Source organism: Catenulispora subtropica (genome assembly GCF_039531675.1).
GTDB classification, from domain to species: Bacteria; Actinomycetota; Actinomycetes; order Streptomycetales; family Catenulisporaceae; genus Catenulispora; species Catenulispora subtropica.
The window spans coordinates 67,558-90,383 of sequence record NZ_BAAAQM010000014.1; the positions used below are offsets into that span (position 1 = coordinate 67,558).

Consider the following 22,826-nt stretch of genomic DNA (forward strand, 5'->3'; position numbering starts at 1 on the left):
CGATGCTCAGGAGTAGTAGCGGCGGTCGGTCGAGCGCTCGTCTTCGAGGAGGACGCCGCTGGAGGCGACGGTCTGGGCGGGATGGTTAGGGGCCTCGCCCGAGAAGGCGCCGGAGGGCTGATAGACGTCAGCTGCGGGCTGATAGGCGTCAGCCGCCAGATGGCCTACTCGCTCGAAGACTCCGGCGGCGGCCCCGGCCTGGAGGGGCTGGAAGACGTCGGCCCCGGGGTGGTACGACCCGGCGGCGGCATGGGCCACCTGCTCGAAGACTCCCGGCGCGCCGCCAGGGGAGAACGCGCCGGCCGCCACGCCGGAGTCCATGCCGACGCCGTCCCGCAGCGAGTGGCCGCTGGAGAACCAGAAGTCGGCGCTGGTGCTGGCGTCGATGCGCGGAACGTGCGCACCGGCCGCCCACTGGTCGGTGTCCATGCCCAGGTCGGCGTGCGGGGCGTTCGCGCCGGGCAGCCACACCGCCGCGTCCGGGGCGGCGACCTCCTGGTACGCGGAGTGCGAGCCGGTGCGCCACAGGTCGGCGGGCGGTGCGGTGTGGTGCGGCGACGAGTGGTGCGGCTCGCTGGTCACGTGGTAGTCGGCGGCGTGCGGATGCGGCTCCACGACCGGTGCCGGCATGCTGATCCGGACGCCGGGATCGGGCGCCGGATCCGTTGGCGAGAACGGGTTGTGGCCGCTCGGGTCGGAAGGCTGCGCCGGATCGTTGGGCGGCGTCTGGTTCGGCGGGACCGGCGGACCGCCATGCCGCCGCCCCGGGTCGTCCGGGCGCTTCGGGCTGGTGTCATCGTGCCCCGGCGCACCCGGCTCGTGCCGCGGGTCGTGGTCGCCGGCCTTCGGATCCCCGTCGTGAACCGGCTGGTCCGGCTGGTCCGGCTGGTCCGGCTGCGGCCGATCCTCCTTGGGCGGCTGGGCGGGCTGGTCCCCGCCGCCCCGATGCCGCCCACCCTGACCGTCCCCCGCACGGTCCCCCGAATGATGCGCCGTGTGGTCACCGTCTCCGCTCTTCGCGTGCCGCCGCCGGCCGTTTCCGTCGTCCCCGTGATGCGGCGTGTGCGGCGTCGGGTGCAGCACCCGGTACGCCTCGTCCCTCGCCTCCTGCGGAATCCCGTCCAGGCCCGCGATCTCCGCCGGGTGGTCGTGGACGTACCGGTCCCGCGCCGCCGGGTCGAGGCCGTTCCACCACGCCGCGACATCCTGCGCCGAGGTGCCGGTCGGCGGCATGCCGGCGGTCTCGACGTCCTGTCCCGCGGCCGGGTCCAGCACCAGCTTCGAGATGTCGCCGCCGGCGTTCTTGAACCGTTCGTCGAACGTCACGCCGGGGGTCGAGGCGCCGGCGCCCGTGATCCTCGTCAGGGCCGCCGCCAAGTGCGCGGCGTCCTCCAGAGCCTGGTGGCACGCGTTCGCCGCGTTGGTGTTGTCGGTCTGCGCCTGCAGCGCCGACGCCCGGGCGGCCAGCAGCGAGCGCTGCTCCGGCGCCCACGCGTACGGTCCGACGAACGTCGTGTGCTGCGACGCCCCGTTCGGATCCGCGCTCTTCTGATGCTGCAGGATCAGGTCGCGGCCGAGCTTGTCGACCCACCGCTGGTACTCCGCGTCGTCCATGCGGTGGCAGGGCGGGGCGTCGCCGAGGCAGCTGTACGTCCCGTACGCCGTCACGCCGTCCGCGACGGCGGCGCCGGACATGGTCCGCGCGTCGGTCAACGCCTTCTGGTACTTCTTCAGCGCCGAGGCCGCGTCCTCGTACGACTGCCGCAGCTTCTGCAGATGGTCCGGGAGTGGCTCACAGGCACTGCGGAAGGCGTCGCCGGAGGCTCCCAGCCAGCCGTCCAGCGCCCGGTCGGCGAGCAGCCCCACGACCCCGCGCCGCGCGCGGTCGGCGTCGTCGGCCAGGTTGTGCATGCGCGAGATGAGGTAGTCCAGCTTCGCCGGGTCGCCGGGCACCGGATCCACGTCCAGCCCGAGCAGGCCCCACTGTGCGCCGCGTGCCACGTAGTGCGCTCCCGTCCCCGTGACCGGGCCGGCGGCCGGCCCGGTGCGTCAGCCTTCGATTCCCCGGGTGTGGCTCAGATGTCCGGCCGGTGGTGCGGCGTCGGCGGCACCAGCGAGTGGTCGAGCTGCCGGATCCGGGCGACGGTGTCGTCGCACATCCTGGACAGCGCGCTCATGTAGGAGTCGACGACCGCGCGGCCGTCCTTCCAGGCCCGGTCGAAGTCGGCCAGCGCGTTCTGCACGGCCATGGACGCGGGGTCGGTGCCGAGCTGGTCGTCACACGAGGAGAACTCCACCGGCTGGTCTATGCCGGAGCGCACGTTGTTCAGCGCGTTCCCCCAGTCCTGGATCCCCTCCAGGTCGATCGCGAGCTGCGCGTGGCTGGCCACGGCGAATCCACCCCCTGACAATCCCCGGCTCCCGGCGGCCGGCTCGCATCTTAACCTAGCCCGGCGTGGTGGGGAGGGGCCCCCGTCGCCTCAGTGCTTATATGAGTTCCATGGCCCCACTGTCCTGGCTGCAAGGCGCGGCCCGCAGCCTCGACCGGTTCCAACAGCGCCACACCGTCCTCGCTTTCCCGGTCGCGGTGTGGCGGGAGCTGCAGAAGTCCAAGGTCGGCTATCTGGCCGCGATCATGACGTTCTTCGCCTTCGTCTCGCTGTTCCCGCTGCTGCTGATCCTCACCACGGTGCTCGGCGCGGTCCTGCGCCACTACCCCGGGGTGCAGGAGCGGGTGCTGAACTCCGCACTGGTCGACTTCCCGGTGATCGGCGACCAGCTGAAGACCAACGTCCACGGCTTCTCGCGCAGCGGCGTGGGGCTGGCGATCAGCATCGTCACCACGGTGGTCGGCGCTCTCGGCCTGGCCAACGCCGCGCAGTACGTGATGAACATGCTGTGGAGCGTGCCGGACGAGCGGCGGCCCGGGTTCCCGGCCTCCTGGCTGCGCAGCCTGGGGATCATCGCCACGATGGGGCTCGGCGTGCTGTCCACGACCGTGTTGACCTCGGTCGGCGAGTGGGCCAGCGGCCGCGCCTTCAGCGCCGGCAGCCGGATCGGGCTGCTGGCCGCGTCCTTCGTCCTGACCGGGCTGCTGTTCTGGCTGGGGTTCCGGATCGCCACCGCGGCCGAGGTCCGCACCCGCGACCTTTTCCGGGGTGCGCTGCTCACGACGGTGTTCTGGCAGGGCCTGCAGTACCTCGGCGGCGCCATCGCCGCGCACCAGCTGCGCCACTCCTCGGCGCTGTACGGGGTCTTCGGTCTGGTGCTCGGACTGCTGGCGTGGATCTACCTCCAGGCCCGGCTGACGCTGATCGCGGTGGCGACCGACGTGGTGAGGGCCCATCGGACGTGGCCCCGGTCGCTGTTCGACTGATCCGATCGTCCGTCAGTTGTCGCAGGGCCAAATACGCCGCCGGCCCCTCGACAAAGCGCGATCAACCGCAGATGATCTGTCAAGCACCGATCATCGCAAGAAGCGATCAAGCGAGCCGGTCCCGGCGGGTCCGGCGGATCGCGTAGGATCGCCTGAATCCCCCCAAGCTGTTAGGAACCGATGCGATGCGCCCGCTCGACTCCGCCCGCATCGGGCTAGGCTTTCTGCTGCCGCACAAAGCCCGGCACCACCTGAACCGCCTGCGCCCCGGGAAGATCATGCCCAACGGGATCCGCCGCAAGGCCCTGGCGGTCTCGATCGCGGTCGGTGCGACGCTGATCACGAGCGGACCCGCGCACGCGAGCATCGCCTACAGCCCGATGCCGAAACTACCTACTCTGAGTGTCTCGACGCTGACCGAGCGCTACGACCTGAACCGCGCCGCACTGGTGAAGGCCGCCGACGAAGCCGAGCACGGCGGGGACGCCATGCTCGCGCACACGCTGCGCAACCTCGCGCTTCCGAGCCGTGACTTCCTGTCCTTCGACCCCTCCGGCGACGGCCGCGGGATCGAGGTGGTCGGCGACCTGGTGCACGCCAAGCGGATCGCGGTCGTGGTGCCCGGCGCGGGCAACACGCTCTCCAACTTCGACAGCGTCAAGGGCCCCGGCGGCGGCGCGGAGTCGCTCTTCACGCAGGCCCAGGACCTCGGCGCCCACGGCTCGCTGGCGGTCATCGGCTGGCTCGGCTACGACCCGCCGTCCGTGGACAGCATCCACGTCACCACCCTCGGCCACGCCGAGTCCGGCGCCCGGGCGCTGAAGACGTTCCTGAACCAGCTCCGCTCGGTGAACAACGCGCCGGTGACGCTGCTGTGCCACAGCTACGGCTCCGTGGTCTGCGGCCAGGCCGCGCACTCCGTCAAGGCCACCGACATCGCGGTGTTCGGCTCGCCCGGCATGGGCGTCGGCTCGGTCGCCGACCTGAACACCGGCGCCCGCGTCTGGGCCGGCCGCGGCGGCAACGACGGCATCGCCGACGTCCCGCACGTCCAAGTCGACCTGCTCGGGGTCGACCTCGGCTTCGGCGACGACCCGGTCGACCCGGCCTTCGGCGCCCGCCGCTTCGACGCCGGCAACGGCGGCCACAGCGACTACCTGCGCACCGGCGACACCGCTCTGCGGAACCTGGCGCTGATCGCGCTGGGGCGCGCGGACGAGGTGACGGCGCGGTAGCGGCGTCACGGACGCCATGACGCCCCGTTCCGGCGACGCCACGCCGGACCCGGACCCGCGCCCGGACCCGCATCCGCATCCGCATCCGCATCCGCATCCGCATCCGGGCGACGTCGCGATCGGCCCGGTTCCGGACGGTTACCGGTACTTCCGGCGCTCCATCCCGATCGCGCACGCCTTCCACCCCGACGACTCCACAGCGGACCGCGCCTTCGAGCGCGCGCGGGCGATGCTGCGCGCGTGGGGGCCGCAGATCGGGGCGGGGATGCGGGTGGAGGTGAGGGATACGCCGGACGGCCTGCTTCCCGCACCGGAGGTCGGTCTTGAGGGGCGGCTGACGGCTCGGGTGGCCGGGGTGGTCCCGCTACGGGCCCCGTTCCGGATCGTGGCGGCGGACTTCGACAGCGCCGACTGGGCCGGGTTCGCTTACGAGGCGTTGCCGGGACACCCGGAGCGCGGACGCGAGGCCTTCTATGTGACGCGCGCGGAAGGGCTCGTGGAGTTCACCGTGATGGCGTTTTCCCAGCCCGCGGTCTGGTACTCCCGGTTGGGTGGACCGGTCACACGGATCATCCAGAACCGCTATACGAACAAGTACTTGTTGGCGATGGCCATAAGGCCCCGCTGACTAGTGCCAAGCTCGGTTACGCCGTAGTTCTCTCCGCTTCAGCCCGCGGTTCAGCAGTAGCAGCAAGAACCCGAGCACGGCGACTCCCGCGCACGCCGCGAGAATCTTGTTCCGCCGCGAGGACAGCAGTCCGGACTTCTCTGTAGCGGCCGCCTTCGCAGCGTTTTCCACAGCCTGTGTATTAGTCGGCGGCGCAGTGGAAGGGGTCGGGGCAGGCGACGCGCTGCTACTTGAGACGGGAGCCGGTGTAGACGGAGAAGCCGACGGAGCGTTGGCAGGGAGCGCCGCCGCCAGTGCGGCGGCCCCCGCCACCAAGGGGTTGTCCTTTGCCACAGGGGCCCCGGCGTTGAGCGCAGCCAGAGGGTTGACGATCCCGTAGCCGTACTGGTCGTTCCGCGTCAGGCCACTGGCACCGCCGGCTTTGGTAGCCGTCGCCAAGAGGACGCGGATGGTCTGCCCCGCCGTCCAGTCCGGATGCAGAGCACGCACCAGCGCGGCCGAAGCCGTCACATAAGCGGTCGCGTTACTAGTGCCGCGCACCGTCTTGGGTACTCCGTCCGCGTTCTCTACAGGGATCTCGACACCCGGCCCCATCAGAGCGACCTGCGGGCCGTAGCTGGAGGACGCCCACCGCGTGCCGGTCGAGTCCACCGCGCCGACCGCCACCACGCCCGGGTACGACGCCGGCGTGATGACCTTGCCCCCGCCGTTGCCCGCCGCGGCCACCACCACGATGTCAGCGTCCTGTGCCGCCTTCACCGCGGCCGCCAGCTCCGGCGTCGGCGCGGTGCCCAGCGACATGTTGATCACCTTCACGTGCTGCGCGGTCGCGAACTTCACCGCGTCGGTGATCTTCACCGGGTCCTCGCCGGTCTGCTTCTGCATGCGGACCGGCAGGATCTTCGCCTCCGGCGCCAGGCCGCGCAGGCCCGCGCCGCCGCCGGTGCCGGCGATGAGGACGGCCATCGTGGTGCCGTGGCTGTCCGTGTCGGTGTCGATGTGGGCGATCCCGGAGCTGGTCGCGCCCTCCGAGAAGTCGGCGCCGGAGAGCAGGTTCGCGCGGGTGTCGCCGAGCGGCGAGACGCCGGAGTCGACCAGGCCGACGGTGACGCCGCTCCCCTTGGTGAGCTGCCACACCTGGTCGGCTTTGAGATAGGTGAGCGGCCACTGGACCGCCGGTTTCACGGGGGCGGGGTCGTCCGCGTACGCCGAGGGGGGCAGGGCCGCCAGGGAGACCACTGCGCAGGCACCTAAGAGCGACGTCCAACGGCGCGACATGCGCACTAGCATCGCGCCTCTATATCAGACGACGCAAACCAGCCCGATGATCATAAATAAGACTTCCCGCTGCTGGGCGGGCCTGCGGTCGGCGTCTACACTGCCGAGCATGGCCCGTTACGAATACCGCTGTCGCGCCTGTGGCGACACCTTCGAACTGTCGCGCCCGATGTCCGAGGCGTCGGCCCCGGCGACCTGCCCGGCGGGCCACGACGACACCGTCAAGCTGATCTCCACCGTCGCCGTCAACGTCGGCGGCGCGAACAAGCCCGCCGCAGCATCCGGCAACGCTGGCGGATGCTGCGGCGGGGGCTGCTGCGGTTAGGCAGCCGGTCGGCGCGGGCTGGGAACCGGGTGCGGTTCCTCAGCCCATGTGCGGGTACCGGTGGTCGACCGGCGGCACGAAGGTCTCCTTGACGGTGCGCGGGCTGAGCCAGCGCAGCAGGTTCTGAGCGGAGCCGGCCTTGTCGTTGGTCCCGGAGGCCCGGCCGCCGCCGAACGGCTGCTGCCCGACCACCGCGCCGGTCGGCTTGTCGTTGACGTAGAAGTTGCCCGCGGCGAAGCGCAGCGTGCGGTGCGCTTCCTCGACCGCGGCGCGGTCCGTGGCGAACACCGAACCGGTAAGCGCGTAGGGCGTGGAGCCGTCCACCAGCTTGAGGACCTCGCTGTAGCGCGCGTCGTCGTAGACGTGCACGGCGAGGATCGGGCCGAAGAACTCCTCGGTGAACACCTCGTGGTGCGGGTCGTCGCCGACCAGGACCGTGGGCTGGACGAAGAAGCCCTGTGAGTCGTCGGCGGTGGCGCCCGCCAGGATCTCCAGCTTGCCCTCGGCCCGCACCCGGGCGAACAGGTCGCTGTGCTTGGTGAAGGCCCGCCGGTCGATGACCGCGCCGCCGAAGAAGGAGAAGTCGGTGACGTCGCCGTAGGTGATGGTCTCCGTGACGCCGGCCAGCTGCTCCCGCACACCGGACTCCCACAGGGAGCGGGGGATGTAGGCGCGCGAGGCCGCGGAGCACTTCTGCCCCTGGTACTCGAACGCGCCGCGGACCAGCGCGGTGACGAGGGCGGCCGGGTCGGCGCTGGGATGCGCGACGACGAAGTCCTTGCCGCCGGTCTCGCCGACGATGCGCGGGTAGGAGCGGTAGACGTCGAGGTTCTCCGCGGTCTGCCGCCACAGCGCCTTGAACGTCCGGGTGGAGCCGGTGAAGTGCAGGCCGCCGAAGTCGCGGTCGGCCAGGGCCACCTCGCTCACCGCCAGACCGTCGCCGGTGACCAGGTTGATGACGCCGGCCGGCAGCCCGGCGGCCTCCAGCAGCTCCATGGTGAGCTGCGCGGCCAGCTGCTGCGTCGGCGAGGGCTTCCACACCACCGTGTTCCCCATCAGCGCCGGGGCGGTCGGCAGGTTGCCGGCGATGGCGGTGAAGTTGAACGGGGTGATGGCGGTGACGAACCCGTCCAGCGGCCGGTGGTCGGTGCGGTTCCAGACCCCGGGCGCGTTGGCCGGCGGCTGCTCGGCCAGGATCTGCCGGGCGAAGTGCACGTTGAAGCGCCAGAAGTCGATCAGCTCGCAGGCGCTGTCGATCTCGGCCTGCTGCACCGACTTGGACTGGCCCAGCAGGGTGGCGGCGTTGAGGGTGTCGCGCCACGGGCCGGCCAGCAGGTCGGCGGCGCGCAGGATGACCGCCGCGCGCTCGTCGAAGGGCAGCGCGCGCCACGCCGGGGCCGCCGCCTTGGCCGCCATGACGGCGTCCGAGACGTCGGCGGCGGAGGCGTTGGCGGTGTCGCCGAGGACGTGCTTGTGGTTGTGCGGCTGGACGACCTCGATGCGCTCCCCGGAGGCCATCCGGCGGCGGCCGGCGATGGTCATCGGGAGCTCGTGGCGCTCGGCCGCGAGCTCGGCGACCCGGCGCTGCAGGGAGACGGTCTCGGGGCTGCCGGGGGCGTAGGCCCGGACCGGCTCGTTGACCGGGGCCGGGGTGTGCGTGATGGCGTCCATATGGTGCGGGGGATCCCCTCTGGTAGCTGCTCGGGTTGGCGCTGGGTGGCTCGGTTAACGCTTGACGAGCGAGTTCAGGAAGAACATGACGTTGGCGGGGCGCTCGGCCAGACGGCGCATGAAGTAGCCGTACCAGTCGTCGCCGAACGGCACGTAGACCCGCACTGTCTCGCCGCCGGCGACCAGCGCGCGCTGCTCGGTGGTGCGGATGCCGTGGAGCATCTGGAACTCGTAGCTGTCCGGCTGCCGGCCGGTGTCCGCGACGAGGGTGTGCGCGATGTCGATCACGCGCTGGTCGTGGCTGCCGATCATCGGGTACGCCGAGGAGCGCATCAGGGTCTTCATCGCGCGGACGTAGGCCTTGTCGACCTCGTGCTTGTCCTGGTGCGCGACCGAGGCGGGCTCCATGTACGCGCCCTTCACCAGGCGGACGCGCGAGCCGGCGGTGGCCAGATCGGTGATGTCGCCCTCGGTGCGGAACAGCATGGCCTGGATCGCCACACCCACCCACGGGAACTCGCCGCGCAGCTCGCGCAGGGTGCCGAGGGTGGCGTCGACAGTGGTGTGGTCCTCCATGTCCAGGGTCATGGTGGTGCCGGCGTCGCGGGCCGCCTCGGCGATGGCGACGGCGTTCTCCAGGGAGATCTGCGCGGCGTCCTTCGGCAGCTTCTGGCCCAGGGCCGAGAGCTTCAGGGAGACCTCGACGCGGTCGGCGACGCCCATCTCGGCGAACCGCTTCAGCATCGCCAGGTAGGCGTCGCGGGTGGCGGCGGCGTCCGAGGCGTCGACGGTGTCCTCGCCGAGCCGGTCCACGGTCACCGTCAGCCCCTCGCGGACCAGGTCGCCGATCACCGCGCCGGCCTGGTCGAGGTTCTCGCCGGCCACGAACCGGTCGACGACGCGCCGGGTCACGGGGACCCCGGTGACGAGGCCGCGCATCCTGCGGCTGCGGGAGGCGGCGAGAAGCGTGCGGCTGAGCATGGCGGGCCTGGCTTTCCTGGTGGCGCACCTGGTGGCGCAGCGGTGGCGGAGTCTTCTGGGAGGACGGTAGATCCGGGTCGAGCCCCGAGGATATGGACGACTGCCACGATCTTCGCCCGAAATCGTCATACACTTGTCTGATGGCGACGTCGGCGACCGACCACTTCCAGGACCTCGTGGATGGCATCTCCCGCCTGGCCGCCGCCTCAGCGACGCTGGAGGACCGGGACTTCAACCTGGTGGCGTTCGCCTCCCAGTCCGGCGGTCTGGACGTCATCCGGCAGCGCTCGATCCTCCAACGCCGCTCCTCACCGGAGGTGCGGGCCTGGTTCGAGGGGTTCGGGATCGCGCGCAGCGACCGCCCGGTGCGCACCCCGGCGGACCCGGAGCACGGCGTCCTGCCGCGGGTCTGCCTCCCGGCGCGCTGGAACGGGGTGACCTACGGCTACGTGTGGCTGCTGGAGGCGGACGGGCGGCTGGACGACGAGCTGCTCAACGGCGCGATGCACGAGGCGTCGCGCGCCGGGGCGCTGCTGGCCCAGCAGGCGCGGGTCCGGGAGCGGATGGAGGAACGGCTCCAGAACCTGCTGTCCCCGGAGCGCGCGGTGGCCGAGGAGGCCGCGGAGGAGATCGCCGCGCTCGGGTTGGTCGAGCGGGACCGGCCGGTGGCGGTGTTGGCCCTGGAGACGGTGCGCGGCGAGGACTGGCAGTCGGTGCCGCTGAACCTGTGGCGACTGCCACGCTCGGTGCTGGCGGCGGCGGAGACCGATCACATCAGCCTGCTGGTTCCGGGGCCGCACTCTGTCGCGGATATCGCGGACCGCGCGCTGGAGCTCTATAGAGAACGTCTGGGTGCGGATGTCCGGGACGGCGTAATAGTAGGAGTGGGGGCACCGCGCGAAGACCTGGCCGAGGCGCGGGCCAGTTGGCGGGAGGCGCGGCTCGCTGTGCGGGTCGGCCGAGCCGTCCCGGCGTTCCGGCCGACGGCGGCATGGGCCGACCTAGGTATCTACCGGTTGCTCGCTTGTGGGCCGCAGCGGGAGCTCCGCGATGCCGTCGTGGACCCCGCCGTGCGGCGCCTGCTTGAGGAACCGGAGTTGCTTCTCACCGCGCAGACGTATCTGGACCACGCGGGCAGCGCACAGCAGACGGCCGCGGCGCTGAGCATTCACCGGCAGACGCTGTATCACCGGCTGGAGAAGATCCAGCGGATCACCGGTCTCGACCTGAGTGACGGTCGAGACCGGTTGCGGCTGCACCTCGGTGTGTCGCTGGCACCGCTGGTGGGTTAGGGCTACGCGCTCAGCGAGGGGTTCGTGCTGAGGAAGCCGAGCAGGTCCTGGCGGCTCACCACACCCTGCGGCTTGCCCTCGACCAGCACCACCGCGGCGTCCGCCTTCTCCAGCGCCGTGGCCAGCGCCGACACCGGCTCGCCGGAGCCGACCTGGGGCAGCGGCGGGGACATGTGCTGGTCGAGGCGGTCCTCCAGCGAAGCCTTCTCGTAGAACAGGGCACGGAGCAGGTCCCGCTCCACGATGGAGCCGATGACCTCGGCGGCCATCACCGGCGGCTCCTCCTTGACGACCGGCATCTGCGACACGCCGTACTCGCGGAGGGTCTCGATGGCCTCGCCGACGGTCTCGTGCGGGTGCATGTGGACGAGCTCCGGCAGGCCCTGGCCCTTGCGGGCGAAGACCTCGGCGACCGTGGGCTCCTCGGTGCTGGGGGTCAGGAAGCCGTAGTCGGCCATCCAGTCGTCGTTGAAGATCTTGGACAGGTAGCCGCGGCCGGAGTCGGGCAGCAGCACCACGACGACGTCGTCCGGGCCCAGGCGCTCGGCGTACTTCAGGGCCGCCACCACGGCCATGCCGCACGAGCCGCCGACCAGCAGGCCCTCCTCGCGGGCCAGGCGGCGGGTCATCAGGAAGGAGTCCTTGTCGGAGACCGCGATGATCTCGTCGGCGATCTCGCGGTCGTAGGCGGTCGGCCAGAAGTCCTCGCCGACGCCCTCGACCAGGTAGGGGCGGCCGGTGCCGCCGGAGTAGACCGAGCCCTCGGGGTCGGCGCCGATCACCTTGACCGCGCCGTCCGAGACCTCCTTGAGGTAGCGGCCGGTGCCGGAGATGGTGCCGCCGGTGCCGATGCCGGCGACGAAGGCGGTGATCCGGCCGTCGGTCTGCTCCCACAGCTCCGGGCCGGTGGAGTGGTAGTGCGAGGCCGGGTTCTCAGGATTGGAGTACTGGTCCGGCTTCCAGGCGCCCGGGATCTCGCGGACCAGGCGGTCGGACACGTTGTAGTACGAGTCCGGGTGCTCCGGCGCGACCGCGTAGGGGCAGACGACGACCTCGGCGCCGTACGCGCGCAGGACGTTGATCTTGTCGGTGGAGACCTTGTCCGGGCAGACGAAGACGCACTTGTAGCCCTTCTGCTGCGCCACGATCGCCAGGCCGACGCCGGTGTTCCCGGAGGTCGGCTCGACGATGGTGCCGCCGGGCTTCAGCGCGCCGGAACGCTCCGCGGCCTCGATCATCCGCAGCGCGATGCGGTCCTTGACCGACCCGCCGGGGTTGAAGTACTCGACCTTGGCGAGGACCGTGGCCTGGAGTCCCTTGGTCACGTTGTTGAGTTTCACCAGCGGGGTGTCGCCCACCAGATCGACCATGGACTCGGCGTACTTCATCTGCGGTGTCTCCGCTTTCTCTATAGGGCGGCTCTTTACGGTGGCCACTAGCCTACGGTGCGAAATCTTCACGTCGTAGCCGACACCGTGCACGGTAAGGTCGCTGGAACGGCGGTCATACTTCAGGTGAGGGTAGTAGGAGGTGTGCCGACGATGACCGGGCTCACAAGGCTGAGGGTCGCCAAGCGCGTCGCCGCCGCTGCCGCACTGAGCGGCGGGGGGATCGGCGTCCTCACGGGCGGCGCCATCGGGCTGATCGTCGCCGAGGCGAAGCTCGCCCGGCGCGCCATCGGCCCGCCCAAGGGCGACCCGCCCCGGGCCGACGGCGTCTACGGCGCGTGGTATGCCGCACCCGGCGTCGAGGTCCTGCGCATCGCGGTCCTCGGCGACAGCTCCGCGGCCGGCTACGGCGTGACCGAGTCGGCCCGCACCCCGGGCGCCCTGCTCGCCTCCGGCCTGGCCGAGGCCGCCGGCGCCCCGGTCCGCCTGCACAACGTGGCCAAGGTCGGCGGCCAGTCGTCCGACCTGGGCTGGCAGCTGGAACGCGTCCTGGCCGCGGGCAACGCCCCGCACCTGGCCGTGATCATGATCGGCGCCAACGACGTCACCCACCGCGTCAAGGTCGCCGAGTCGGTCCGCTTCCTGGGCGACGCCGTCCGCCGCCTCCGCGCCGCCGGCACCGAGGTGATCGTCGGCACCTGCCCGGACCTGGGCACGATCCGCCCCGTGGCCCAGCCCCTGCGCCGCCTGGCCCGCCGCTGGTCCCGCCAACTCGCGGCGGCCCAGACCATCGAAGTGGTGTCGGCCGGCGGCCGCACGGTGTCCCTGGGCGCCCTGCTCGGCCCGGAGTTCGACGCCCGCCCCGAGGACATGTTCGGCCCGGACCGCTTCCACCCGAGCGCCGAAGGCTACGCCACCGCCGCCATGGCCCTGCTCCCGTCCATCGCCGCCGCCGTCGGCCGCTGGCCGGAGGCCGAAGCCGGCCGCCCGGACACCCTGGAACCGGCCCGCGGCGAGGCCAGGATGCCGCTTGCCCGCGCCGCGGTACTCGCCGCGAAGCACGGCGGCACCGAGGTCGGCCGCGAGGTCGGCGGCGCCGCCCGCGCCGGCTGGAGCATCCTGCGGCACCGGAGACGGCGGCAGATCACGGAACCGGCGGAGCCGGTGGAGGTCGCCGAGGTCGAGGGGGCGACGGACGCCACGGGCGCCGGGTCGGCCGGGTCGTCGGCGTCGGCGAGCGCCGCGCGGATCGAGGCGACCGGCGCCTGATCGCGCTCGTGGGCGCGTCACGGTAAGGACGCACGCAACAGGTCGGAAAAGCGGTCACATGGGTGCCCAGAGCGGGAGTCGAACCCGCAACGCCCGAAGGCCGCGAGGTTTAAGCTCGCTGTGTCTGCCTGTTCCACCATCTGGGCCGGAGGCCCATCCCGCGGGTTCGCCGCTCCGGATGATCCTTCGGGCTTCAGCGTAGCGAGATCTCGGCGCGAGCGTGATCGAGTTCCAGCGCGGGTCCGCTGGAGGTCCGCTTCGGATGCAGGTCGGGGTGGGTGGCGCGGCAGTGGTGGGAGAGGACTTTCACCGGACTCGGGGGCGGTGTTCCTGCGGTGTTCGCGCGGTCATCCGGGTGAGGGGCGGGCCGGATGGTGCCGGGGCGCGCAGCTACAGAGCCCGCGGCGGCACACGCCGGGGGCTCTGTGATTCCGGGGTGGGGGGAGTTATCCGAATGCGCGGGCGGCGCGCTTCAGGTCCATCTCGTGGACGATCGCGTTGGCGTAGCCACGCGGGAGGTCGTGCTCGGCGCGGAGCCAGTTGACCCGCTCTTCGAAGCGGGGGAGGGAGGGGCCGGCGTCGACCAGCCGGAACCAGGTGTCCAGGCTGCGGCCGGTGGCGGCGGGGATGCGGGCGAGCAGGTTGCGATGGGTCTCTTCGGAGTGGTGGATCGTCATACGGGCGCCTCCGGTATGGACGTGGAATACGGTCCGTGAGCGCCAGCGTGCCTGACGGCGGGGCCGCTGGCAAGGGGAACGAGTCCTGGCGATTGCGTCGCCAGGGATGGTCCGGGCGGTCGGTGACGTGCCGCATCGTTCGGACGGCATTCGTCCCCCGTATCCTTCCCGGATGGATTCCCGCACCAAACCGGCCGACCAGGAAGCGGACGCGGATCCGTCGCTGCCGGAGGCGATGGCCGGGGAGCTGACCCGGGTCGCCGAGGCCTACCGGCGGCTGCCCCACTCCAAGTTCGCGCTCCGGCTGGAGCCCTACGGGGACCGCGCGCAGGCCGGTTACTGGCTCGCGACGCAGGTCACGCTGCTGGCCCAGGGCATGGAGAGCTGGGACAGCCCGCGGCCGCCGGCCTGGCGCGAGCTGCCGGTGCTCGGGGTCTTCGCGCTCGGTGACCAGATCGCTGTGGTCGGGAACGACTTGTTGTCCGCCTACCTGGCCCTCAAGGACCCCCGGGAGACCCTCGTCTGGACGCCCGGTGAGGGCCGGGTGCCGGCGGACAAGGCGATGGCGGCCGTGCTGGACAGCACGACCGCCTTGCGTAAGGCACTCTGACCACTCTGCGGAGGGCCCTCCGACCGCCCGAGGAGGGCCCGCTAGCTCAGGCGCTCCAGGATCAGCGCCATCCCCTGTCCGCCGCCGACGCACATCGTCTCCAGGCCGAACTGCTTGTCGTGCCACTGGAGCGAGTTGATCAGCGTGCTGGTGATCCGGGCGCCGGTCATCCCGAAGGGGTGGCCGACGGCGATCGCGCCGCCGTTCACGTTCAGCTTGTCCAGGTCGATCCCCAGGTCCTGGTACGACGGGATGACCTGCGCGGCGAACGCCTCGTTGATCTCCACCAGGTCGATGTCGCCGATGGACATCCCGGCGTTGCGCAGCGCGTTCTGCGTCGCGCCCACCGGGCCGATGCCCATGATCTCCGGGGACATCGCGGTCACGCCGGTGGCGACGATCCGGGCCAGCGGCGTCAGGCCCAGCTCGCGGGCCTTGGTGTCGGACATGATCACCACGGCCGCCGCGCCGTCGTTGAGCGGGCAGCAGTTGCCGGCGGTAACGGTGCCGTCCGGGCGGAACACCGGCTGCAGCGTCGAGGTCTTCTCGTAGGTCACGCCCGGCCGCGGGCCGTCGTCCTTGCTGACCACGGTGCCGTCCGGCAGCGTGACCGGCGTGATGTCCTTCTCCCAGAACCCGTCGGCGATCGCCTTCTCCGCCAGGTTCTGCGAGCGCACGCCGAACTCGTCCTGCTCCTGCCGCGAGATGCCCTTGAGCTGCGCCAGGTTCTCGGCGGTCTGGCCCATCGCGATGTAGATGTCCGGCAGCTCGCCGTCCTCGCGCGGGTCGTGCCACGTCTGGCCGCCGGCCGCGAACAGGTTGGTCCGGTTGACCGCGTCCGTGAACAGCGGGTTCTGGGTGTCCGGCAGGCCGTCGGAGGAGCCCTTGGCGTACCGCGAGACGGTCTCGACGCCGGCCGAGATGAACACGTCGCCCTCACCGGCCTTGATGGCGTGGAAGGCCATGCGGGTGGTCTGCAACGAGGACGCGCAGTACCGGGTGATCGTCGCGGCCGGCAGGTGGTCGTAGCCGAGCAGCGTGGCCACCACGCGGCCCATGTTGTAGCCGGACTCGCCGCCGGGCAGGCCGCAGCCCAGGTACATGTCGTCGATCTCGCGGGGGTCGAGACCGGGGACCTTGTCCAGCGCCGCGCGCACCATCTGCGCGGTCAGGTCGTCGGGCCGGATGGAGGTCATCGAGCCCTTGAAGGCGCGGCCGATCGGGGAGCGCGCGGTGGAGACGATCACAGCCTCGGGCATGGGGGTCACTCCTAGCGAAAGGGTCCGGGTCGTCGCCTGCCGGCTTCAGGGCCGCGCGGTCGGCGCCGCTTCGTGTGTGTGGGGCCAGCGTAGTTCGGAAGCTACCGCTTGGTAATGCCGGGTGTGGGAGAACTCACGGCCTTCCCGGACGCCGCTGTCCCTCGTACCCACCCTAAGTCCATCCCTCTTGACGGCGAATCCGCCCCCGCACCTCTTAGAACGTGAGCAATGGAGGGAAAAACCACATATAGGCCAATAGGGGAGGAAGCCACCATGGAAGCCAGTGTCTGGATCGTGAATCTCGTCGTGCTCGCCGCCGTCCTGCTGACCGACCTCGGCTTCCGCGAGGTCAGTGGCCTGCGGCTGCTGCGCCCGGTCATCGTCGCGGTGGTGATCGTCCCGCTGTACCTCAAGCATCCGCAGAGCGACGGCACCGGGCTGGCGCTGGAGGTCGGCGGCGCCGCGGTGGGCGCGCTGCTGGGCCTGTACGCGGCGTCGTTGATGCGGTTCGAGGACTCCCGCCAGAGCGGCCGGATCCACTCGCGGGCCGGCGCCGGCTACGCGGCGCTGTGGACCGCGGTGATCGGCGCCCGGTTGGCCTTCGCCTACGCGGCCCAGCACTGGTTTCCCCAGCAGATCGGCCGGTGGATGGCCGCGCACCGCGTCACCGTCGCCGGCCTCACGGACGCACTGCTCCTGATGGCGGTCGCGATGCTGCTCGCCCGCACCGGCGCCATGGCCTCCCGCCGCCGGCAGCTGATCCGCGAGAGGATCGAGGCATGGGAACGCTGACGGAGACGCTGCGGGACCGCCGCTACGTCTGGGGGATCCAGGGGATGCGCCTGGGCGGCCTGTTCGCCCTGGGCGTGACGATCGCCGGGGTCCACCCGCAGCCCGGGCTGCACGGCCGGGGACTGGCGTTGTCCGTCACCCTGATGGTCGCCGCGCTGGCCTGGATCGGGCTGGTCGTGTTCGACGTCAGGAAACTGCCGCTGGTCGCGCCGCTGGCGGTGATGGCGGTGAGCGGCGGGCTGCTCGGAGCGCTGCAGCCCGGCGGCCCGGCGATCGCCGTCGCCGCGGTCGCGTCCTTCGCCGCCGGCTCGAACCTGGCGCCGCCGGCCTCGACCGCGGTCACCGTGCTCGGGATGTTCGCGCTCACCGTCGGCGGCCTGGTGCTCGGGGCCCCGGCCACCGCCGTGATCGGCTTCGTGGTGATCCTCGGGACCGCCCTGGGCATGGGCATGATCCGCTACGGCGTCGCACAGCGCGCGGACCAGGCCGAACTGCTGCTGGAGCAGACGCGGCGGGCGTCGGCGGCCGAGACCGAGGCCGCCGTGCTCGGCGAGCGGACCCGCATCGCGCGGGAGATCCACGACATCCTCGCGCACTCGCTGGGCGCGCTGGCCATGCAGGTCGAGGCGGCCCAGGCGCTGCTGACCCAGCAGGAGCCGGACGTCGCCAAGGCGGTGCGCTGCGTGGAGCGCGCCGGGCAGCTGACCCGCGAGGGGCTCGCGGAGAGCCGGCGCGCCGTGCACGCCCTGCGCGACGACCTCGGGCCGCTGCCGTCGATGATCGGCTCGCTGGTGGAGGCGGACGGCGGCGCGATGGCCACCGTCGGCGGGCCGCGCCGGCTGCCGGCCGACGCGGCGCTGGCGCTGTACCGGACGGCGCAGGAGGCGGTGACGAACGCGCGCAAGCACGCGCCGGGCCAGGCTGTCGCGGTGGAGCTGCGATACGACACCGACGTGGTCCGGCTCTCGGCGTCGAACTCCCTTCCCGACGCCGGAGCCGACCGGCCGCTGACGGCGACCGGCGGCGGGTTCGGCCTCGACGGGTTGCGCGAACGGATCGAGCTCGTCGGCGGGACGCTGACCGCGGGGCCGGACGGGGACCGGTGGGTGGTGCGCGCGGTGGTTCCAGGATGACCGCGACGAGGAACGAGCGCGGCCGCCCCCGATTGCGGGACAATCCCCGGATGACCGACATCCGAGTCCTGATCGCCGACGACCAAGCCGCGGTCCGCGAAGGCCTGGCCCTGCTGCTGGACACCATGTCCGGCGTGACGGTGGTCGGGCAGGCCGCGGACGGGCTGGAGGCCGCGGAACTGGCCGCGGAGCTGACCCCGGATGTGGTCCTGATGGACCTGAACATGCCGCGGGCCGACGGGATCGAGGCGACGTCGCGCGTCCTGGCGGAGAACCCTGAGATCCGCGTCGTCGTGCTCACCACGTACGAGGACGACAAGTCGATCGTCGGCGCCCTGCGCGCCGGAGCCCTCGGCTACCTCACCAAGGCCGCGACCCGCGCCGACATCGAGCGCGCGGTGAAGGCGGCCGCCGCCGGGCAGGCGATCCTGGACCCGGCGGTGCAGCGGCAGCTGCTCGCGGCGGCGACCGCGGCTCCGGCGGCCCAGGCGGCTCCGGCAGCAGGGGCGGCCCCGGCCAGGTCAGTCCTCGAACCCCCCGGCGACGACCTCAGCCCGCGCGAGGCCGACGTCCTGCGCCTGATCGCGGCGGGCCACTCCAACCGCGAGATCGCGAAGAAGCTGTTCGTCGGCGAGGCCACCGTGAAGTCGCACATCAACCGGATCTTCACGAAGACCGGCTGCCGCGACCGGGCGCAGGCCGTGCAGTACGCGTTCACCCACGGGTACGCCGAGCCGGCCAACTAGCCGCGGGGCCGCGCAGGGCCACGGGGCCACGGGGCTCGGCGGGCCACCGGTCGCGCCGAGGACGCGACCGGTGGCGCCGCATGGCGCGTCAGGGCCACATCCGCCAGTCGCCCGGCGACCAGATCGCGTTCGCGGCCGCCTTCAGCGCGCTGTCCGGAACGGCGGCCGGACCGCCGAACACCGCGAGCGTCCCGATCCCGGTGCCCTGGCCGTGCAGCCAGCCCAGTTCGCCGGCCGGGACGGAACCGCCGTCGCTCAGCAGGATCGGGCCGTGCATCAGGCCGACGAAGGCGCCGCCGGCCAGCGCGTCGGGGTAGTTGGCCCCGGTGGCCAGGCCGACGGTGGCCGGGTGCGGGAACAACGTCTTGTTCGACGCGACGGCGAGAGTGGTGGCGTACCGGTCGGCACCGCGAAGCGGCGTGTAATGCCCGCTCAGGGCCGGGATCGCCGCCATCGCCGAGGTCGCCTGGCCGCCGACGCTGTAGACCGCCGTGGTCGCGGGGTTCAGCGCACGGAGATACTCGGCCGTCTCGGCGGGCATCGCCGAGTCGGACGTCAGGACCACGACACCGCCGGCCGGGTCCTGCGCCGCGGCGGCGCCGGCGGCCAGTGCGTCGGGGAAGTTCGTCCCGGTGGCGACCATGACCGTGTGCGGCTGAGAGCTGATCGCCCGGGCGATCCCGGTCGCGGTCTGGAAGCGGTTCATCCCGCCGATCCGGTTCACCACATATCCGGCGGCCCGCAGCTGGTCCTCGGTGTGCTTGCTGACAGCGCTGGTACCGCCGAGGACGTAGACCACGGAGCCCTGCGGCAGGACCCGCCCGAGTTCCTGGGCCACCCGGGGGTCCAGGCTGTCGCTCCCGGTCAGCAGCAACGGCCCGCGCTTCTGCGCCGCGAGCGCGTTGCCGGCCAGGGCGTCCGCGTAGCCGTCGGAACGCGCGATCACCGCGACCGCGGCCTTCGGGCGGCCGTCGCCGAACGCGAAGTCGGCGGTGGCGATCGCGGACAGGATGCGGTCCTGTCCGCCGAGCCGGACGGCGGCGTGCGTGCCGGCCGGGATCGAGGCGATCGGCGGGACGACCGGCGCCGGGTCCGGCGGCGCGGTGTAGAGGGGACCGTTCAGCCAGCTGGCCGCCTCGTCTTCCGGCTTCTGTGTGGTGTTGGGGATCAGGTGCGGCGTGGCGCCGGGCGTGGCGGCGGTCAACGCCATGCCGCCGGCCGCGCTGCCGGTCTCATTGCCGACGAACACCAGCTGCGTTCCGTCCGGCGACCAGGTCGGCGCCTTCAGATTGATGTTCCAGTTCGCCGGGTTCAGCAGCACGGGGTTCGCACCGGTGATGTCGAACTCATAGAGCCCTGAAACGTAGCCGGAACTGCCGGAGGGCTGGATCGTGGCGACCGCCGCGACATGCTGGCCGTCCGGCGAGACCGCAGCGTGGTCCGTGCCGGTGATCGTGCCCTTCAGGGTCTGCGCGACAGGGTCGACGATGAAGGTCCCGCCCTGGGGCTGATAGTCGGTCCCGACCGCCATGAGCCCGGAGGCCGACGTCTGCAGCGACATGATGTTGCCCTGCAGCGGCAGGGACGCCAGGATCCGAGTCGCTCCGGTCCCGTCGGCCTTCACCGTCCAGACCTGGAAGTCACGGATGAAGTAGAGCGCCGACCCGTCCGCCGACCACGCCGGGTGCTGGGCGTTCTGAACCACCGGATGGGCGTTGGTGCCGTCGGCGTCCGACACCCAGATGGCGAGGTCCTGGTCGTTCCGGAAGGCGACCTTCTTGCCGTCGAAGGAGAACTGCGGACTGGTCGGAAGGACGTTCTTGCCGACGGTGGCCGGACCGCTGGGCACCACCTGGTGCTGGCCGCTGCCGTCGGGATTGACCTCCTGCCAGGTCCATCCGAAGGAATAGGCCAGGACGCCGTTGGCCGGCGCCGAGGCGGCGTGCGCCTGGGACGCGGCCATGACACCGGTCACCGCGATCGCGCTGACCGCGCTCAGCGCCAACGAGACCCGGCGGTTGAAGGTTCTGGGCAAAGGGATCCCTACCTTGTCGACAGTGGAAGCTGCGCGATCGTATGCGCCATGAGTTTCCCGTCGACAGGTACGAGAGTATGAGAACCCTTCGTCCAAACGGCCGTGCTTCGTTCACCCCTTCAGATAAGCCAGCACCGCCAACACCCGCCGGTTGTCGTCCGCCGACTCCGGCAGCCCCAGCTTCATGAAGATGTTGGACGTGTGTTTCGCGATCGCCCGCTCCGTCACCACCAGCCGCTCGGCGATCGCCGCGTTGGAGCGCCCCTCGGCCATCAGGCCGAGCACCTCGCGCTCCCGGTCGGTCAGCTCTTCCAGCGGTTCCTTCCGCGCGCCGCGGGCCAGCAGCTTCGAGATCACCTCGGGGTCCATCACGGTGCCGCCGCCGGCGACGCGGCGGACCGCGTCGACGAAGCTGTCGGAATCGAAGACGCGGTCCTTGAGCAGGTAGCCGATCGCGCCGGCGCCGTCGGCGAGGAGTTCGCCGGCGTAGAGCTGCTCAACGTACTGCGACAGCACCAGCACCGGCAGACCCGGTACCACCCGCCGCGCCTCCAGCACCGCTTTCAATCCCTCGTCGGTGAACGTCGGGGGCATCCGCACGTCCACCACCGCCACGTCGGGCCGCTCCTCGATCAGGGCGGACACGAGGGCGGGGCCGTCGCCGACGGCCGCCGCGATCTCGAACCCGTACGCCTCCAGCAGGCGGATCATGCCGTCCCGGAGGAGGAAGAGGTCTTCGGCGAGGACGACGCGCACGGCAGCTCCATGGTCACGACGGTCGGGCCGCCCTGCGGGCTGCTCAGGGCGAGGATCCCGTCGAAGGTAGCAAGGCGGCGCTCGATCCCGCGCAGTCCGCTGCCCGCGGCGAGGTCGGCGCCGCCGACGCCGTTGTCCGTGACCGTGATCTTCAGCAGGCCCCCGGCCAGGCGCATGTCGATCCAGACCCGGGAGGCGTGGGCGTGCTTCGCCGTGTTCGCGAGCGCCTCGCTGACCGCGAAGTACGCCGCCGACTCCAGCGGCGCGTCCAGCCGGCCCGGGACCTCGGCCTGCACCTCGACGTCCAGCGCCGCGTCCAGGGCCAGCGCCCGCACCGCGTCCACCAGGCCGCGGTCGGCCAGCACCGGCGGGTGGATGCCGCGCACCAGATCGCGCAGCTCGGACAGGGCCTTGGCCGAGGAGTCCTTGGCCTCCATCAGCAGCTTCTGCGCCGCCTCAGGGTTCTTCTCCAGCAGCTGCGAGGCCGCGTTCAGGTGCATGCCCATGGCGACCAGCCGGGCCTGCGCGCCGTCGTGCAGGTCGCGCTCGATCCGCCGCAGCTCGGCGGCCTGGGTGTCGAGGGCGTCGGCACGGGTGTCGGTCAGGTGCTTCATCCGGGCCTCGACCTGCGCCGGCGTCGGGGCGAGCAGCACGCGGGACCAGCGGGCGTGGGCGTTCAGCAGCGCCGGGGCGATCGCCACGCCGAGGGCCGCCTCCAGGACGCCGACCGCGGCCGGGGCCCAGCGCAGGCCCTCGTTGCCGGTGTGCACGTGGATGAACAGGTACCAGTCGTGGAAGCCGTGCCGGGTCAGGGTGGGCCAGATCGCCGTGATCACGACGCCCCACAGGCCGTTCAGCACCAGGCCCAGCGGCACGATCGCGAGGAACGCGCCGACCACCGGGTCGACCGCCACCCACGCGCCGTCCCGCCAGAACGCCGGGTCGGTGCCGTGGAACTTGATCTTCTGCCAGTAGCCGGACCAGCCCCCGCCGAACTCCGGCGCCGCACGGTAGGGCTCCGGGATGTCGATCCCGCGCCACTCCCGCACCTTGGTCCGGCGCATGTCGGCGAGCCAGCGCAGGTACGCGGCGGCCGGCGGGACCATGAGCAGGCCCAGACCGATGCCCGCCAGGCCGACCACCAGGGTCAGCGCGATGTAGCCCACGAGCATCGGGAGCAGCATCACGAAGAACCAGAACCCGCCCTCGGCGACCGCGCTCAACCGCTTCTTGGTGTTCGTCATGTCCTCAAGTCTTCTGGAGCGCCCCGCTGGGAACGATGGTTCTACACACCCTGTTCCGGGTGTACCTAAGTACACCCTGATCATGGGACTTAGGGCCAATGACCACGACCGGTTTCCCCGGGCACGCTGAA

21 protein-coding genes and 1 tRNA gene are annotated in these 22,826 nt (G+C 71.7%); 10 read left to right on the forward strand and 12 right to left on the reverse strand.

The features are described 5' to 3' along the window. Positions 1-6 precede the first annotated feature (6 nt). Together ABD466_RS14435 and ABD466_RS14440 are read right to left on the reverse strand one after the other, a co-directional pair. Entirely contained in the window at positions 7-2,001 is a 1,995-nt protein-coding gene (locus ABD466_RS14435; protein ID WP_344657532.1) for a hypothetical protein, read from the reverse strand. 74 nt (positions 2,002-2,075) lie between these two features. Beyond that, positions 2,076-2,390, reverse strand: coding sequence for a hypothetical protein (locus ABD466_RS14440; RefSeq protein ID WP_344657533.1), 315 nt, complete (start codon positions 2,388-2,390; stop codon positions 2,076-2,078). Positions 2,391-2,500: 110 nt separating this feature from the next. Between ABD466_RS14440 and ABD466_RS14445 the strand changes: the two genes are divergently transcribed. The 3 genes from ABD466_RS14445 to ABD466_RS14455 all read left to right on the forward strand — a co-directional run bounded on the left by ABD466_RS14445 (position 2,501) and on the right by ABD466_RS14455 (position 5,239). Next, on the forward strand, positions 2,501-3,376 hold the full coding sequence (locus ABD466_RS14445) for a YihY/virulence factor BrkB family protein (RefSeq protein ID WP_344657534.1): 876 nt from the start codon (positions 2,501-2,503) through the stop codon (positions 3,374-3,376). 185 nt (positions 3,377-3,561) lie between these two features. Continuing rightward, entirely contained in the window at positions 3,562-4,611 is a 1,050-nt protein-coding gene (locus tag ABD466_RS14450) for an alpha/beta hydrolase (protein WP_344657535.1), read from the forward strand. Between the two features lie 16 nt (positions 4,612-4,627). Beyond that, positions 4,628-5,239, forward strand: a complete 612-nt coding sequence (locus ABD466_RS14455) for a DUF1990 domain-containing protein (RefSeq protein WP_344657536.1) — start codon at positions 4,628-4,630, stop codon at positions 5,237-5,239. On the opposite strand, the gene ABD466_RS14460 is transcribed toward ABD466_RS14455, so the two are convergent. Next, positions 5,240-6,517, reverse strand: a complete 1,278-nt coding sequence (locus ABD466_RS14460) for a S8 family serine peptidase (protein ID WP_344657537.1) — start codon at positions 6,515-6,517, stop codon at positions 5,240-5,242. 109 nt (positions 6,518-6,626) lie between these two features. On the opposite strand from ABD466_RS14460, the gene ABD466_RS14465 reads away from it, so the two are divergent. Next, positions 6,627-6,842 carry an FmdB family zinc ribbon protein gene (locus tag ABD466_RS14465; RefSeq protein ID WP_344657538.1) on the forward strand — a complete coding sequence of 72 codons (216 nt, stop codon included), beginning with the start codon at positions 6,627-6,629 and terminating at the stop codon, positions 6,840-6,842. A 39-nt stretch (positions 6,843-6,881) separates the two neighbouring features. On the opposite strand, the gene pruA is transcribed toward ABD466_RS14465, so the two are convergent. Together pruA and ABD466_RS14475 are read right to left on the reverse strand one after the other, a co-directional pair. Then, on the reverse strand, positions 6,882-8,513 hold the full coding sequence (gene pruA / locus ABD466_RS14470; protein ID WP_344657539.1) for an L-glutamate gamma-semialdehyde dehydrogenase: 1,632 nt from the start codon (positions 8,511-8,513) through the stop codon (positions 6,882-6,884). 54 nt (positions 8,514-8,567) lie between these two features. Then, positions 8,568-9,494, reverse strand: coding sequence for a proline dehydrogenase family protein (locus ABD466_RS14475; protein ID WP_344657540.1), 927 nt, complete (start codon positions 9,492-9,494; stop codon positions 8,568-8,570). A 140-nt stretch (positions 9,495-9,634) separates the two neighbouring features. Between ABD466_RS14475 and ABD466_RS14480 the strand changes: the two genes are divergently transcribed. Continuing rightward, positions 9,635-10,786, forward strand: a complete 1,152-nt coding sequence (locus ABD466_RS14480; RefSeq protein ID WP_344657541.1) for a PucR family transcriptional regulator — start codon at positions 9,635-9,637, stop codon at positions 10,784-10,786. A 2-nt stretch (positions 10,787-10,788) separates the two neighbouring features. Here ABD466_RS14480 and ABD466_RS14485 read toward each other — a convergent pair whose 3' ends face one another. Then, positions 10,789-12,174 (reverse strand): cystathionine beta-synthase, encoded by a 1,386-nt coding sequence (locus tag ABD466_RS14485; RefSeq protein ID WP_344657542.1) that lies wholly within the window; start codon positions 12,172-12,174, stop codon positions 10,789-10,791. Between the two features lie 153 nt (positions 12,175-12,327). Here ABD466_RS14485 and ABD466_RS14490 point away from each other — a divergent pair, with 153 nt between their 5' ends. Next, the gene (locus ABD466_RS14490; protein WP_344657543.1) at positions 12,328-13,443 is read left to right on the forward strand and encodes an SGNH/GDSL hydrolase family protein; all 1,116 of its coding nucleotides are present in this window, start codon (positions 12,328-12,330) and stop codon (positions 13,441-13,443) included. A 63-nt stretch (positions 13,444-13,506) separates the two neighbouring features. Here ABD466_RS14490 and ABD466_RS14495 read toward each other — a convergent pair. Both ABD466_RS14495 and ABD466_RS14500 read right to left on the reverse strand, forming a co-directional pair. Beyond that, positions 13,507-13,589, reverse strand: a tRNA-Leu gene (locus ABD466_RS14495). Positions 13,590-13,889: 300 nt separating this feature from the next. Further along, positions 13,890-14,120 carry a DUF4287 domain-containing protein gene (locus tag ABD466_RS14500; protein ID WP_344657544.1) on the reverse strand — a complete coding sequence of 77 codons (231 nt, stop codon included), beginning with the start codon at positions 14,118-14,120 and terminating at the stop codon, positions 13,890-13,892. Positions 14,121-14,292: 172 nt separating this feature from the next. Between ABD466_RS14500 and ABD466_RS14505 the strand changes: the two genes are divergently transcribed. Continuing rightward, on the forward strand, positions 14,293-14,730 hold the full coding sequence (locus tag ABD466_RS14505; protein WP_344657545.1) for a hypothetical protein: 438 nt from the start codon (positions 14,293-14,295) through the stop codon (positions 14,728-14,730). 41 nt (positions 14,731-14,771) lie between these two features. Here the strand turns inward: ABD466_RS14505 and ABD466_RS14510 are convergent, their stop codons facing one another. Further along, positions 14,772-15,989, reverse strand: coding sequence for an acetyl-CoA C-acetyltransferase (locus ABD466_RS14510; RefSeq protein ID WP_344657546.1), 1,218 nt, complete (start codon positions 15,987-15,989; stop codon positions 14,772-14,774). A gap of 273 nt (positions 15,990-16,262) precedes the next feature. Between ABD466_RS14510 and ABD466_RS14515 the strand changes: the two genes are divergently transcribed. Genes ABD466_RS14515 through ABD466_RS14525 form a run of 3 tightly spaced genes read left to right on the forward strand, consistent with a single transcriptional unit; the run spans position 16,263 to position 18,660 of the window. Then, positions 16,263-16,781, forward strand: a complete 519-nt coding sequence (locus ABD466_RS14515; RefSeq protein ID WP_344657547.1) for a CcdC protein domain-containing protein — start codon at positions 16,263-16,265, stop codon at positions 16,779-16,781. Continuing rightward, a complete protein-coding gene (locus tag ABD466_RS14520) occupies positions 16,769-17,914 on the forward strand; it encodes a sensor histidine kinase (protein WP_344657548.1) in 1,146 nt (381 codons plus the stop codon). The genes ABD466_RS14515 and ABD466_RS14520 overlap by 13 nt, the downstream gene beginning before the upstream one ends. Positions 17,915-17,964: 50 nt before the next feature. Beyond that, positions 17,965-18,660 carry a response regulator transcription factor gene (locus ABD466_RS14525; protein WP_344657549.1) on the forward strand — a complete coding sequence of 232 codons (696 nt, stop codon included), beginning with the start codon at positions 17,965-17,967 and terminating at the stop codon, positions 18,658-18,660. Between the two features lie 88 nt (positions 18,661-18,748). On the opposite strand, the gene ABD466_RS14530 is transcribed toward ABD466_RS14525, so the two are convergent. The 3 genes from ABD466_RS14530 to ABD466_RS14540 all read right to left on the reverse strand — a co-directional run bounded on the left by ABD466_RS14530 (position 18,749) and on the right by ABD466_RS14540 (position 22,695). Next, the gene (locus ABD466_RS14530) at positions 18,749-20,695 is read right to left on the reverse strand and encodes a cell wall-binding repeat-containing protein (RefSeq protein ID WP_344657550.1); all 1,947 of its coding nucleotides are present in this window, start codon (positions 20,693-20,695) and stop codon (positions 18,749-18,751) included. 111 nt (positions 20,696-20,806) lie between these two features. Further along, positions 20,807-21,451, reverse strand: a complete 645-nt coding sequence (locus ABD466_RS14535; RefSeq protein WP_344657551.1) for a LuxR C-terminal-related transcriptional regulator — start codon at positions 21,449-21,451, stop codon at positions 20,807-20,809. After that, positions 21,403-22,695: a sensor histidine kinase gene (locus ABD466_RS14540; RefSeq protein ID WP_344657552.1), complete on the reverse strand. Its 1,293-nt coding sequence runs from the start codon at positions 22,693-22,695 to the stop codon at positions 21,403-21,405. Before ABD466_RS14540 ends, ABD466_RS14535 begins: the two co-directional genes overlap by 49 nt. Positions 22,696-22,826 lie beyond the last annotated feature (131 nt).

Excerpts from the sequence above, each read along its gene's own strand:
- ABD466_RS14445 (WP_344657534.1), top strand. The coding sequence starts at position 2,501 with ATGGCCCCACTGTCCTGGCTGCAAGGCGCGGCCCGCAGCCTCGACCGG.
- ABD466_RS14450 (WP_344657535.1), top strand. The coding sequence starts at position 3,562 with ATGCGCCCGCTCGACTCCGCCCGCATCGGGCTAGGCTTTCTGCTGCCG.
- ABD466_RS14455 (WP_344657536.1), top strand. The coding sequence starts at position 4,628 with ATGACGCCCCGTTCCGGCGACGCCACGCCGGACCCGGACCCGCGCCCG.
- ABD466_RS14460 (WP_344657537.1), bottom strand. The coding sequence starts at position 6,517 with ATGTCGCGCCGTTGGACGTCGCTCTTAGGTGCCTGCGCAGTGGTCTCC.
- ABD466_RS14465 (WP_344657538.1), top strand. The coding sequence starts at position 6,627 with ATGGCCCGTTACGAATACCGCTGTCGCGCCTGTGGCGACACCTTCGAA.
- pruA (WP_344657539.1), bottom strand. The coding sequence starts at position 8,513 with ATGGACGCCATCACGCACACCCCGGCCCCGGTCAACGAGCCGGTCCGG.
- ABD466_RS14475 (WP_344657540.1), bottom strand. The coding sequence starts at position 9,494 with ATGCTCAGCCGCACGCTTCTCGCCGCCTCCCGCAGCCGCAGGATGCGC.
- ABD466_RS14480 (WP_344657541.1), top strand. The coding sequence starts at position 9,635 with ATGGCGACGTCGGCGACCGACCACTTCCAGGACCTCGTGGATGGCATC.
- ABD466_RS14485 (WP_344657542.1), bottom strand. The coding sequence starts at position 12,174 with ATGAAGTACGCCGAGTCCATGGTCGATCTGGTGGGCGACACCCCGCTG.
- ABD466_RS14490 (WP_344657543.1), top strand. The coding sequence starts at position 12,328 with ATGACCGGGCTCACAAGGCTGAGGGTCGCCAAGCGCGTCGCCGCCGCT.
- ABD466_RS14500 (WP_344657544.1), bottom strand. The coding sequence starts at position 14,120 with ATGACGATCCACCACTCCGAAGAGACCCATCGCAACCTGCTCGCCCGC.
- ABD466_RS14505 (WP_344657545.1), top strand. The coding sequence starts at position 14,293 with ATGGATTCCCGCACCAAACCGGCCGACCAGGAAGCGGACGCGGATCCG.
- ABD466_RS14510 (WP_344657546.1), bottom strand. The coding sequence starts at position 15,989 with ATGCCCGAGGCTGTGATCGTCTCCACCGCGCGCTCCCCGATCGGCCGC.
- ABD466_RS14515 (WP_344657547.1), top strand. The coding sequence starts at position 16,263 with ATGGAAGCCAGTGTCTGGATCGTGAATCTCGTCGTGCTCGCCGCCGTC.
- ABD466_RS14520 (WP_344657548.1), top strand. The coding sequence starts at position 16,769 with ATGGGAACGCTGACGGAGACGCTGCGGGACCGCCGCTACGTCTGGGGG.
- ABD466_RS14525 (WP_344657549.1), top strand. The coding sequence starts at position 17,965 with ATGACCGACATCCGAGTCCTGATCGCCGACGACCAAGCCGCGGTCCGC.
- ABD466_RS14540 (WP_344657552.1), bottom strand. The coding sequence starts at position 22,695 with ATGACGAACACCAAGAAGCGGTTGAGCGCGGTCGCCGAGGGCGGGTTC.